This is a genomic window from Sphingobium sp. EM0848 (assembly GCF_013375555.1).
GTDB lineage: Bacteria > Pseudomonadota > Alphaproteobacteria > Sphingomonadales > Sphingomonadaceae > Sphingobium.
In genome coordinates, this window is record NZ_JABXWB010000001.1 from 1,862,235 (window position 1) to 1,874,212 (window position 11,978).

Genomic DNA, 11,978 nt, shown 5'->3' on the forward strand with positions numbered 1-11,978 from the left:
GCCTCTCGACGCCGCGATTTTGTGAGCCGCGTGACGCCATCTGCTGCAGACAGGGGCGACATAGGCTTTTGCGGAAGATGCGTCAAATCCCGGAAAACGCCCCATCCCGTGCATCTATCCCGAATACCCATGGCTACACCGCATAAACCAGCCCCTGCACCTTCCTTGCGAGCGGCGCGGGCATGGTCTAACGCATGGCGGACCCTGTCTCCCCTCCCAACACAGATTTCCGGGACGAAGCATGACCGCAACCATCGCGCTGGTGGACGATGACAAGAATATCCTGACCTCTGTATCGATCGCGCTGCAGACGGAGGGTTTCCTGACGCGCCTCTATTCGGACCCCGAAGCCGCACTGAAGGCGCTGGTCGAGAATCCGGCGGACCTGGCCGTGTTCGACATCAAGATGCCGCGCATGGACGGGCTGGAACTGCTGCGGCGGCTGCGCGAGAAGAGCCAGATGCCGGTCATCTTCCTGACGTCCAAGGCCGATGAGCTGGATGAAGCGCTGGGCCTGGCCATGGGCGCGGACGATTATATCAGCAAGCCCTTTTCCCAGCGCCTGCTGATCGCGCGCATCCGCGCGATCCTGCGCCGGGCGGAAGCCAGCCACACGGACGCCGCCCCGGACGAGCCGGTGGCTGAACCCATCATCCGCGGCCGGCTGGAAATGGACCCCGCACGGCATCGGGTGAAATGGATGGGCCGCGATGTCACGCTGACGGTGACGGAATTCCTGATCCTGGAAACGCTCGCCCACCGTCCCGGCGTGGTCAAGAACCGCAACCAGCTGATGGATGCTGCCTATCAGGATGACGTCTATGTCGACGACCGCACCATCGACAGCCACATCAAGCGCCTTCGCCGCAAATTCCGCGAAGTCGACTCCGAATTCAACGCAATCGATACCCTTTATGGCGCCGGCTACCGTTTCTCCGAAGAAGGATGACGCGGGCGCGGGTTGGAGCTGGTCCGGCCGGATCAGCCTGACCCCGCGCATCCTGGCGGTCAATGTGTTCGCGCTGGCGCTGCTGGCGGGGGGCTTCTTCTATCTCGACAGCTATCGCACGCGGATCGTCGATGAACGGCTGGGCCAGTCGGCGCGCGAGCTCAGATTGCTGGCGATCGGCCTAGCAAATGCTCCGGCCGACCGGCAGAACGCTCTGATCGCGGCCTATTCGCGACAGACGAGCGACCGGGTGCGCCGCTATGATCGCTCCGGCCGGCTGATCGCGGACAGCTTCACCATGAACGCGCCGCGCTATCGCCTCCGCATGCCCGAAGAGGAGGAGTGGCAGCGCCATGTCGCCCGCTTCCTCGACAAGGCGATCGACCGCATCGTCTCCGCCGACCGTCCGCCCAATTTCGAAGAACCGGCGATCGACCGGGCGCAGGCCTGGCCCGAACTGGTCCTGGCGCGCGAGACCGGGCAGATGCAGGCGATGAACCGCTACGCGCCCGACCGGACCTTCATGATCTCCGCCGCTCTGTATATGAAGGACGGCACGGGCCTGCTCGCGACCGAAAATGCCCGTGACATCACCCGCATCGTCCGGGCCGAACGCTTCCGGCTGGGCATGGTGCTGGCGGCGGCGGTGCTGGCATCGGTGCTGCTCTCGCTCTTTCTGGCGCGGACCATCGTCCAGCCCTTGCAGCGCCTTGCCCGTGCGGCGGTGCGGGTACGGCTGGGCCGCGCGCGCGAAGTGACGGTGCCGCGCCTGCCGGATCGGCGCGATGAAATCGGCATGCTGGCCCGCGCCCTGTCGGACATGAGCCATGCGCTGCGCCAGCGGATCGACGCCACCGATGCCTTTGCCGCCGACGTCAGCCATGAACTGAAGAACCCCATCGCCTCGCTCCGTTCCGCGCTCGACGCGCTCGACCGGGTGGACAAGCCGGACCTGCGAGCCCAGTTGATGGCCATTGCGCAGGACGATGTGCGGCGGCTCGACCGGCTGGTCACGGACATTGCCGAGGCATCCCGCATCGACGCCCAACTCTCCCGCACCCGGTTCGAGCCGATTGACCTTGGCCTGCTGATCGAGCGGATGGTCGTCGCTCGGGAAGCGCGCGGCGTACCCCGCGGCGTGCGCCTCGCCTTCGCCCGCCCGCGCAAGAATGTGGCGGTGGTGCTGGGTGAGGAGCAACGGATCATCCGCGTACTCGACAATCTGATCGACAATGCCATCTCCTTCTCTCCCGATGGCGGTCTGGTGCAGATCGTCGCCACGGTCGCGGACAAGGAAGTGCTGGTCAGCGTCGAAGACGAAGGCCCCGGCGTCCCCGAGGGCGAGCGCGAACATGTCTTCCGCCGTTTCCACAGCGTCCGGCCGGAGCATGAGACCTTCGGCAAGCATTCGGGCCTGGGCCTTGCCATCGCCCGCTCCATCGTGGAGGGGCATCAGGGCAAGATCAGCATCGCGGACCGCAAGGATGCGCAGAGCGGCGCCTGCTTCATCCTGCGCCTGCCCATGGCGGTGGAACGCGACCCAGGCATCGTGTCGGAATAAGTGCCTGTCCTTATTTGGCCATCCGCCAGTCAATTCCATTTCCACCAGCGACAACTAGGACTAGAATAGCGGCAAAGCGATAAGGCGATATGGCGTCGACATCTTCCTCCGAAACCCTTCATGCGACCAGCGTGGCGATCAATGGCCGCGCCGTGCTGCTCTGCGGCCCCAGCGGCATGGGCAAGTCCGATCTGGCGCTGCGCCTGATCGATCGCGGCGCCGTGCTGGTGAGCGACGATTATACCCGCGTGCTGGAGATTGAAGGCCGGCTGTTCGCGCGCGCGCCCGATCGGATCGTCGGCATGATGGAGGTACGTGGTCTGGGCCTCATCGACATGCCCCATGCCGACAATGCGCCGGTTGCCCTGGCCGTCGACCTCAGCGACACGGTGGAACGCATGCCGCTGGAAACGGCGATGCGCGTGATTGCCGGAGTCGAAGTGCCCGTGGTGCGGCTCGCCCCGTTCGAAGCCTCCGCCCCGATCAAGGTGGAACTGGCCGTCCGGAGCATAGGCCTGAAAAACACGGATCTGAAGAGCACGGGGCCGTCGTGAGTTCCGAAACGCCGAAGACCATCCTGCTCGTTTCGGGCCTGTCGGGCGCGGGCAAGACCACCGCGCTCAAGACGCTGGAGGATATGGGCTGGGAAGTGGTCGACAATCTGCCGCTGGTTCTGCTCGACCGGCTGCTCGACACGCCCCTGCCGGAGGGGCATGACGAGGGCACCGACCGGCCGCTGGCGCTGGGCATCGACGCGCGCACCCGCGGTTTCGACGCCGGCGCCATCGTGCAGCGGATCAAGGCGCTGCGTTCCCGCCACGGCCATGATGTGGAAACGCTGTTCCTCGACTGTTCGGGGGCGGAGTTGGAGCGCCGCTTCGCCGAGACGCGCCGCCGCCATCCGCTGGCGACCGACCGCCCCGCCCGCCATGGCATCATGCGCGAACGCGAATTGACCGAACCGCTGCGCCGCTGGGCGACCCAGGTGATCGACACCAGCAGCCTCAGCAGCAATGCGTTGCAGCAGGAAATCCGCAACCGCTTCGGGCGCGAGGGGCTGTCGGACCCGGTGCTGACGATCCTGTCCTTCGGCTATTCGCGCGGCGTGCCGCTGAACGCCGACCTGATGTTCGACATGCGTTTCCTGCGCAATCCCCATTGGGTCGAGGAACTGCGCCCGAAAACCGGCCTTGATCCCGATGTCGCCGAATATATCATGGAAGATTCGGCCTATGAGGAGGCCGTCGGGCGGATCGAACAATTGCTGACGCTGTTGCTGCCGCGCTATGCGGAAAGCGGAAAAAGCTACATCACCGTGGCCTTTGGCTGTACCGGCGGCCGCCATCGGTCGGTTCATGTGGCCGAACGCGTCGCCAGATACTTGCAAGATGCGGGGTTTTCGCCCACGGTCTCTCACCGCAATATGGAATCAGCGCCGCAGGATGCCCTGGAGAAGCGCAGACCGGGAGGCCCGAAAGCAATATCATGAAAAACAGGTGGGCCACGCAAGCAAGATGATTGGACTGGTACTCGTCACCCATGGGGCGCTGGCGACGGAATTTGTCGTCGCGATGGAGCATGTGGTCGGTCCGCAGCAGCAGATCGAAACCATCTGCATCGGGCCGGAAGACGACATGGAAATGCGTCGCGCCGACATTGCGAACGCGGTCGCCCGCGTCAATGACGGGTCAGGCGTGATCCTGCTCACCGACCTGTTCGGCGGCACCCCGTCCAATCTTGCCATTTCGCTGCTGAAGGCGGGCGAGATCGAAGTGATCGCGGGCATCAACCTGCCCATGCTGATCCGTCTGGAAAGCGCGCGCAAGGTCATGGACGTGCGGCAGGCCGTCGCCGCGGCGCGGGAAGCGGGCCAGAAATATATCAGTGTTGCATCGGAACTGTTGGGCAGCACCACATGAGTGAGATCAGTCAGGAAGTCAGGATCAGCAACCGCCGGGGCCTGCATGCCCGCGCCAGCGCGAAATTCGTGACATTGGCCAGCGGCCTGCCCGCGCAGATCACCGTACGCAAGGACGGCAGCGAGGTCACGGGCACCTCGATCATGGGGCTGATGATGCTGGGCGCGGCAATGGGCGACAGCATCACCATCAGCGCCACCGGCCCCGACGCCGCCGATTCGCTGGGCAAGCTGGTCACGCTGGTCGAGGACAAGTTCGGCGAAGAATAAGCCGGATCGAACCCGCCAAGCCTTTGTTAAACAACGCCGGGCGATTATCAGACGTTCAGAAAAAAGAGAGTCGCGGGGCGCGGGGAGAAGCCGCGTCACCAATTGAGGTGCATGGGCCATGCTCGATCCCAAACTGATGGATGAACCGGCGCGCATCGCCGCGCTTGATCGCTACGACGTTCTGGACACGCCAAGAGAGCCCGGTTTCGACCGGATCACCAATCTGGTCCGCAGCATATTGGGCGTGCCGATTTCCGCGATCTCGCTGCTCGACAGGGACCGGCAATGGTTCAAGTCGCTCAATGGCCTCGATGCCAGCGAAACGCCCCGCGACATTGCCTTTTGCGATTACACCATCCGCCAGCGCGCGCCGATGATCGTTACCGATGCCCACGCGGACGCGCGTTTCTGCGACAATCCCTATGTCATCGGCGACCCCAATATCCGCAGCTATGCCGGCATCCCGCTGGAAACGCCCGACGGCTATAATATCGGCTCGCTCTGCGCGATCGACATCGTGCCGCGCCAGTTCGACCCCGGCCAGATCGCCATATTGCAGAATCTGGCGGCACTGGTGGTCGAACAGCTCGAACTGCGCCGGATCGCGGAGCGCGACCATCTGACCGGCGCGCTCACCCGCCGTGCTTTCCTGGGTGAGATGAACCGCGCCATCGCCCTGTTCGAGCGGCATCAGCGCCCGGCCAGCCTGCTGCTGTTCGACATCGACCATTTCAAGCAGATCAACGACAATCATGGCCATCCCGCCGGTGATCAGGTAATCCGTGGGATCGCCCGGCTTTGCACTGGCCTGCAACGGCCCAGCGATTCGCTCGGCCGGCTGGGCGGCGAGGAATTCGGCATATTGCTGCCCGAAACCGGGCAGGAAGACGCGGCCCGAGCCGCGCAACGCTTCTGCGAGACGATTGCCGCGACCGAGATTCCCGGTACGCCGCCACTGCGCGTCACCGTCAGCTTTGGCGTGGCGGAACTGCGCAGCGACTGGCCGACATGCGAAAGCTGGCTGGCGGTGGCGGACATGGCGCTCTACGAAGCCAAGCGATCCGGCCGCAACCGCGTCGCCATTGCCCGGCATGACGCTTCGCACGCCACCTGACCCCCTACCCTTTTTCGTGATCCCCCTATAGAGAGGCCGCTTCTGCGGACTTTAAACAGGCTTGAGACAGGATCGTGGCACGCGAAATCACCGGATTTTCCAACCCGCTGGTGAAGCGCGTCCGCTCGCTGCGCGAGAAGAAGTTCCGCAAGGCCGAAGGGCTGTTCCTGGCCGAAGGCCTGCGCATCCTGACCGAAGCACGCGAAGAAGGCGTGCTGCCGGAAATGCTGTTCCATGCCGGGTCGAATCATCCGCTGGCCGCCGAACTGATCGATGCGATGGAAGCGGCGGGCGGCGATGTCATCGAAACCACGCCCGATATTCTCTCCAAAATTTCCGGCAAGGATAATCCGCAGGCGGTCGTCGGCGTCTATCGCGACCGGCTGACCCCGCTGGCGAAGCTCGACCGCAGCAGGGCCGATATCTGGATCGTCGCCCAGTCGCTGCGCGATCCGGGCAATCTGGGCACCATCCTGCGCACCGGCGATGCGGTCGGTGCGGGCGGGTTGATCCTGATCGACGATTGCGTCGACCCCTTTTCGGTCGAATCCGTGCGCGCCAGCATGGGGGCGCTCTTCACCCAGTCGATCACTCAGGCGCGCTGGGGCGAGTTCATGCACTGGCTGCGCGAAGAGCCGGGCGAGCTGATCGGCACCAGCCTGAAGGCCACGCACGATTATCAGGAACCGCGCTACCAAAGCCCCAGCTTCCTGCTGGTCGGCAATGAAGCGCAGGGCCTGCCCGAAAGCTACGAAGCCGAATGCGACCTGCTGGTGAAGATGCCGATGCTGGGCAAGGCGGACAGCCTGAACGCGGCGGTCGCCTGCGCGGTGATGGCCTATGAATTGCTGAACCAGAAGCGGGCGAAATAGAATATGGCGAGGGGCGAACAGGGGATGGAAGCAGCTTCAGGGGAAATGGGCGGGATCGGCGCGATGCTGCGCCACAAGCGGGTGCTGGCGGCGAGCCTGATCGGCACGGCGGTCGAGTTCTATGACTTCTACATCTACGCGACCGCCGCCAGCCTTGTGTTCGGCCCCCTCTTCTTCCCCGCCTCCTCCCCCTCGGCGCAATTGCTGGCCGCCTATGGCAGCCTTGCCCTCGCCTTCTTCGCCCGGCCGCTCGGCGCAGCGGTGTTCGGCCATTATGGCGACCGCATCGGGCGCAAGGCGACGCTGGTGACGTCGCTGATGCTGATGGGCGGATCGACGCTGGCGATCGGCTTTCTGCCGACCTACCAAAGCATCGGCTGGTGGGCGCCGCTGATCCTCTGCATCCTGCGCTTCGGGCAAGGCTTTGGCCTCGGCGGCGAATGGGGCGGCGCGGCACTGCTGGCGGTGGAGAATGCGCCTCCCGGCTGGCGGGCGCGCTTTGGCATGTTCCCGCAATTGGGCGCGCCGGTCGGCTTCCTCGCCGCGAATGGGCTGTTCCTGGCTCTCGGCATCTTCCTCACTGACAGGGACTTCTTCGCCTGGGGCTGGCGCCTGCCCTTTCTGGGCAGCGCAGTGCTGGTGTTCCTCGGCCTCTGGATACGCCTCAAGCTCACGGAAACGCCGGAATTTGCCGCCGCCAAGGCAGAGGCGCCCCCGCCCGCCGTGCCGCTCGCGACGCTGTTCCGCAGCCATCTGGGGGCAGCCATTGCGGGCACCTTCGCCTGCGCGGCCTGTTTTGCGGTCTATTATATCGCAACCGCCTTCGCGCTCGGGTACGGCACGACGACGCTCAAGATCGACCGCGAAATCTTCCTCGCCATTCAGCTCGGCGCGATCCTGTTCATGGCGCTCAGCATCGTCATCGCCGGCTGGTGGTCGGACAAGGCCAGCCCGACCCGCGTGCTGGTCGCGGGTTGCATCGGCACGGTGCTGATGGGCATCATCTTCGGCCCCGCCATGGGCACCGGGCAATTGCTGCCGATCTTCCTGATCCTCAGCCTCGCGCTGTTCCTGATGGGCTTCGTCTATGGGCCGCTCGGCGCTTATCTGCCGCATCTCTTCCCGGTGCAGCTGCGCTATACCGGCGCTTCCTTCGCCTTCAATCTGGGCGGGATCATCGGCGGCGCGCTGGCCCCCATCGTCGCGACCTGGCTGATCGGGATGCAGGGCGTGGCGCTGGTCGGCCTTTACATGTCGGCGGCGGCGGCGATCAGCCTGGGAGGGCTGTGGTTTACCAGCCGCCGGGATCGCGCCTGAACCGCATCCAGTTTTACCCAAAATAACAAGCGCCCCGGCTATCCTACCGGGGCGCTTGTTATTTCAACCTCTTACCGGGTCTCAGGCCGCCTTGCGCGCCTTGGTCAGTTTCTTCATCAGCATGTCCCGCTTCAGGCGCGACAGATGGTCGATGAACAGCACGCCCTGCAAATGATCCATCTCATGCTGAAGGCAGGTGGCGAGCAGCCCTTCCAGCCGCTCCTCATGAATGCGTCCCTCGCGGTCCATCCAGCTTGCCCGGATCGACGCAGGCCGCTCTACCTCGGCAAACTGGTCGGGGACCGACAGGCAGCCCTCATTATAGACCGACTGATCCTCCGACCCTTCGAGGATTTCCGGGTTGATGAACACCATCGGCTTCTTGACCGGCGGTGCGCCCTCCTCGTCCGATTCCGGTTCCTGAAGGTCGATCACCAGCACCCGCTTGGGCACGCCGACCTGAATCGCCGCCAGACCGATGCCCGGCGCATCGTACATGGTTTCGAACATGTCATCGATCAGACGCTGCAAATCGTCATCGATCGCCTCCACCGGAGACGAAATGGTACGCAGGCGCGGATCGGGCGCCTCCAAAATGGGAAGAATGGCCATGGCCCTAAAATAATCGGAAGGGCGGAAAAATTCAAGCGACCGGGCGTCGCGCCCTAAGTGCCTGTGCCAGCGTGCCTTCGTCCAGATAATCCAGCTCCCCGCCGACCGGTACGCCATGGGCAAGCTGGGTCAGGCGGACAGGAAATTGCTCCAGCCGCTCGGCCAGATAATGGGCGGTCGTCTGCCCCTCCAGCGTGGCGTTCATCGCCAGCACCACCTCATCGATGCCGCCCGCCTCGACCCGCGCCACCAGAGCGTCGATGGAAAGATCCTCCGGCCGCACGCCCTCCAGCGCGGAAAGCCGCCCGCCCAGCACATGAAAGCGGCCCGGAAACAGCCGCGACTTGTCCAGCGCCCAAAGGTCCGCCACATCCTCCACTACGCAGAGCGCGCGGGCATCGCGCCGCGGATCGGCGCAGATGCCGCAGGGATCGACGGTATCGACATTGCCGCATATGCTGCACGTCACCAGCCGGTCGTTCACGGCATCGAGCGCGCGCAGCAGCGGCTCCAGCGCGGATTCGCGCTTCTTGAGCAGATGCAGCACAGCGCGCCGCGCGGAACGCGGGCCAAGGCCGGGCAGGCGGGAGAGCGCCTGCGTCAGCGCTTCGATCTCGGGAGAAGCCATGGAACCGGAATAAGGGCTTGCAAGTCGTGGACACAAGGGGTTTGAGGTGCGTCTTTGGAAATACGCCTCTGGCGCATTTCAGATGCGGCACCGGCCCGCTCCCCCACCCGGCCACCCACATGATACTGCCGCTGGGTGGCCGGGTGGGGGAGCGGGCCGGTGCCGAAACCCAATAAAAGGCCCGCCATGCGTATCGTCTATATGGGAACCCCCGATTTTGCCGTTCCGGCTCTGGTCGCGCTGGCCAAGGCGGGGCACGAGATCGTCGCTGTCTATAGCCAGCCGCCGCGTCCGGCAGGGCGTGGCAAGGCGCTGCGCCCCTCCCCCGTCCATGCCAAGGCCGAGGAAATGGGCATCGAAGTGCGCACGCCCGTCTCTCTCAAAGACGCAGAGGTGCAGGCCGCCTTCGCCGCGCTGAAGGCCGATGTCGCGGTGGTCGCCGCCTATGGGCTGATCCTGCCGCGCCCGATTCTCGACGCGCCGCGCCTAGGCTGCATGAATATCCATGCGTCCCTTCTCCCCCGCTGGCGGGGGGCGGCGCCGATCCAGCGCGCCATATTGGCGGGCGACAATGTCACCGGCGTCACCATCATGGATATGGAAGCAGGCCTCGACACCGGGCCGATGCGCGCCAAGCACGTCACCCCGGTCGAGGACAAGACCGCCGGCGCGCTGACGCAGGAACTGGCCGAGGCGGGCGCGGAACTGATGATCGAGGTGCTGGACGACATCAGCCTGCATCCCCCCGTCCCGCAGCCGGAAGAGGGCGTCACCTATGCGTCCAAGATCGACAAGGCGGAATCGCGCATCGACTTCAGTCGCGACGCGCATCAGGTCGAGCGGCAGGTGCGCGCCTTCAACCCCTTCCCCGGCGCCTTTTTCGAATATCGCGGCGAGCGCTTCCGCATCCTGACCGCCCATGTCGAGGAGCATGGCGGCCCGGCGGGAGAACTGCTCGACAACAGCCTGCTCATCGGCTGCGGCCATGGCGCGATCCGCCCCACGCTGATCCAGCGCGCGGGCAAGGGCGCGATGTCGGCGGGCGAACTGCTGCGCGGCTATGACATGCCGGCGGGCAGCCGGGTCGACTGACAGGCATGACCCGTTTCGCCTTCACCGTCGAATTTGACGGCCGCCCCTTCATGGGCTGGCAGCGACAGGCCCATGGCCCCAGCGTCCAGCAGGCGATCGAGGATGCGATCCGCGCCGTCACCGGCGAACAGGCCGTGATCCACGCGGCCGGCCGCACCGATGCGGGGGTCCACGGTCTCGCCATGCGTGCCCATGCGGACATAGAGAAGGACATGACGCCCTTCCGGCTGATGGAGGCGCTGAACGCGCTCCTCCGGCCCGATCCGGTCGCGATCCTGGCTTGCGAGGTCGTGCCCGATGACTGGCATGCGCGCTTTTCCTGCCTTGGCCGATCCTATGTCTATCGCATCGCCAATCGCCGCGCGCCGTTGACCTGGGAAAATGGGCTTTGCTGGCGGGTGATCCAGCCGCTGGACGAAGGGGCCATGCACAAGGCCGCGCAGCTTCTGGTCGGTCGGCACGACTTCACCACCTTCCGGTCGGCTCATTGCCAGGCGGAAAGTCCGGTCAAGACGCTCGACCGGCTGGACGTGGAACGCTCCGGCGACCGCATCGCCATCTATGCGGAGGCGCGCTCCTTCCTCCATCATCAGGTGCGCTCGATGGTCGGCTGCCTTGCCATGGTCGGCATGGGGCGCTGGTCCATCGGCGACATGGAAACGGCCCGCGATGCGAAGGATCGCGCCGCGCTGGGCCTCAACGCGCCGCCGGACGGGCTCTATTTCGTGAGCGCCCATTATCCGGGCGAGTAACCTGTTCAGGAAAGGCTGGCGCGGAAGGGCGTGAAATTCGTGCCCTCGTCATAAACATCCAGCCCCTCGGCCCGCTTCAGGCCGTTGACCACCATATAGGTCACAGGCGTGAGCACCACTTCCCAGCCAACCTTCATCGCCCAGTTGGTGATCATCACGGTCAGCACCTGTTCCTTGGTCCAGATGCCATAGAAGGCGAGCGGATAGAAGAAGATGCTGTCCACCCCCTGCCCCACGATGGTCGAGCCGATGGTGCGGGTCCACAGATGCTTGCCCTCCGTCAGCAGCTTCATCTTGGCGAGGACGAAGCTGTTGGCGAACTCCCCTGCCCAAAAGGCGGTGACGGAGGCGAAGACGATGCGCCAGGTGCTGCCGAACACCGCTTCATAGGCCTTCTGGTCGGGCCAGCCCGCCGCCGGGGGCAGTTGCACCACCACCCAGCTCATCAGCGCCATGAACAGCATCGCGCCGAAGCCCGCCCAGACGCAGCGCCGCGCCCGCGCATAGCCATAGACTTCGGTCAGCACGTCACCCAGCACATAGCCCAACGGGAAGAAGAGGATGCCCGCGCCGAAGGTGAAGCCGCCCACGGTCGACAGCTTCGCCGCGCCGATCAGATTGGACAGCAACAAGATGGCGACGAAGGCCGCCATGCAGAAATCGAAGTAGCGCAGGGGGCGTGCGCCCAACGCATAGGCATCGATTTTTCTTATCCCCGCTTCGCTCATGCCGTTGTGCATAAATGGCATTCCGGCAAAAGCAATGCCGCGCATGATTGCGCGAAAGACCAACCCCCGCTATCGAACCGCTGACGGCCCCGTAGCTCAGTTGGATAGAGCATTCGCCTTCTAAGCGAATGGTCGCAGGTTCGAATCCTGCCGGGGTCGCCAAAC

Annotated in this window: 14 protein-coding genes and 1 tRNA gene; 12 read left to right on the plus strand and 3 right to left on the minus strand. The window is 64.8% G+C overall.

Features of this window, described 5'->3' with window-relative positions; all coding sequences use genetic code 11:
• Positions 1-241 precede the first annotated feature (241 nt).
• The 9 genes from HUK73_RS08895 (at position 242) to HUK73_RS08935 (ending at position 8,001) form a co-directional block, all read left to right on the plus strand.
• A complete protein-coding gene (locus HUK73_RS08895) occupies positions 242-949 on the plus strand; it encodes a response regulator transcription factor (protein ID WP_176591582.1) in 708 nt (235 codons plus the stop codon).
• The gene (locus HUK73_RS08900; RefSeq protein ID WP_176591583.1) at positions 915-2,510 is read left to right on the plus strand and encodes a stimulus-sensing domain-containing protein; all 1,596 of its coding nucleotides are present in this window, start codon (positions 915-917) and stop codon (positions 2,508-2,510) included. Before HUK73_RS08895 ends, HUK73_RS08900 begins: the two co-directional genes overlap by 35 nt.
• Positions 2,511-2,599: 89 nt before the next feature.
• Complete coding sequence (locus tag HUK73_RS08905; protein WP_176591584.1) at positions 2,600-3,064, plus strand: HPr kinase/phosphorylase; 465 nt, start codon at positions 2,600-2,602, stop codon at positions 3,062-3,064.
• Complete coding sequence (gene rapZ / locus HUK73_RS08910; protein ID WP_176591585.1) at positions 3,061-3,999, plus strand: RNase adapter RapZ; 939 nt, start codon at positions 3,061-3,063, stop codon at positions 3,997-3,999. The genes HUK73_RS08905 and rapZ overlap by 4 nt, the downstream gene beginning before the upstream one ends.
• Positions 4,000-4,024: 25 nt before the next feature.
• On the plus strand, positions 4,025-4,429 hold the full coding sequence (locus HUK73_RS08915; RefSeq protein WP_025547579.1) for a PTS sugar transporter subunit IIA: 405 nt from the start codon (positions 4,025-4,027) through the stop codon (positions 4,427-4,429).
• Positions 4,426-4,698, plus strand: a complete 273-nt coding sequence (locus HUK73_RS08920) for an HPr family phosphocarrier protein (RefSeq protein ID WP_176591586.1) — start codon at positions 4,426-4,428, stop codon at positions 4,696-4,698. The genes HUK73_RS08915 and HUK73_RS08920 overlap by 4 nt, the downstream gene beginning before the upstream one ends.
• Positions 4,699-4,816: 118 nt before the next feature.
• Entirely contained in the window at positions 4,817-5,812 is a 996-nt protein-coding gene (locus HUK73_RS08925; RefSeq protein WP_176591587.1) for a sensor domain-containing diguanylate cyclase, read from the plus strand.
• 74 nt (positions 5,813-5,886) lie between these two features.
• A complete protein-coding gene (locus tag HUK73_RS08930; RefSeq protein ID WP_176591588.1) occupies positions 5,887-6,684 on the plus strand; it encodes an RNA methyltransferase in 798 nt (265 codons plus the stop codon).
• 45 nt (positions 6,685-6,729) lie between these two features.
• The gene (locus HUK73_RS08935) at positions 6,730-8,001 is read left to right on the plus strand and encodes an MFS transporter (RefSeq protein ID WP_176592887.1); all 1,272 of its coding nucleotides are present in this window, start codon (positions 6,730-6,732) and stop codon (positions 7,999-8,001) included.
• A gap of 81 nt (positions 8,002-8,082) precedes the next feature.
• Here the strand turns inward: HUK73_RS08935 and def are convergent, their stop codons facing one another.
• Both def and recR read right to left on the minus strand, forming a co-directional pair.
• Entirely contained in the window at positions 8,083-8,613 is a 531-nt protein-coding gene (def, locus tag HUK73_RS08940) for a peptide deformylase (RefSeq protein ID WP_176591589.1), read from the minus strand.
• Between the two features lie 31 nt (positions 8,614-8,644).
• Positions 8,645-9,241, minus strand: a complete 597-nt coding sequence (recR, locus tag HUK73_RS08945; protein ID WP_176591590.1) for a recombination mediator RecR — start codon at positions 9,239-9,241, stop codon at positions 8,645-8,647.
• A 186-nt stretch (positions 9,242-9,427) separates the two neighbouring features.
• Between recR and fmt the strand changes: the two genes are divergently transcribed.
• Entirely contained in the window at positions 9,428-10,333 is a 906-nt protein-coding gene (gene fmt / locus HUK73_RS08950) for a methionyl-tRNA formyltransferase (RefSeq protein ID WP_176592888.1), read from the plus strand.
• Positions 10,334-10,338: 5 nt separating this feature from the next.
• Positions 10,339-11,085, plus strand: a complete 747-nt coding sequence (truA, locus tag HUK73_RS08955; protein ID WP_176591591.1) for a tRNA pseudouridine(38-40) synthase TruA — start codon at positions 10,339-10,341, stop codon at positions 11,083-11,085.
• A 5-nt stretch (positions 11,086-11,090) separates the two neighbouring features.
• Here truA and HUK73_RS08960 read toward each other — a convergent pair whose 3' ends face one another.
• Positions 11,091-11,813, minus strand: coding sequence for a queuosine precursor transporter (locus HUK73_RS08960; protein ID WP_176592889.1), 723 nt, complete (start codon positions 11,811-11,813; stop codon positions 11,091-11,093).
• 85 nt (positions 11,814-11,898) lie between these two features.
• Between HUK73_RS08960 and HUK73_RS08965 the strand changes: the two genes are divergently transcribed.
• Positions 11,899-11,975 (plus strand) — tRNA-Arg (locus tag HUK73_RS08965).
• Positions 11,976-11,978 lie beyond the last annotated feature (3 nt).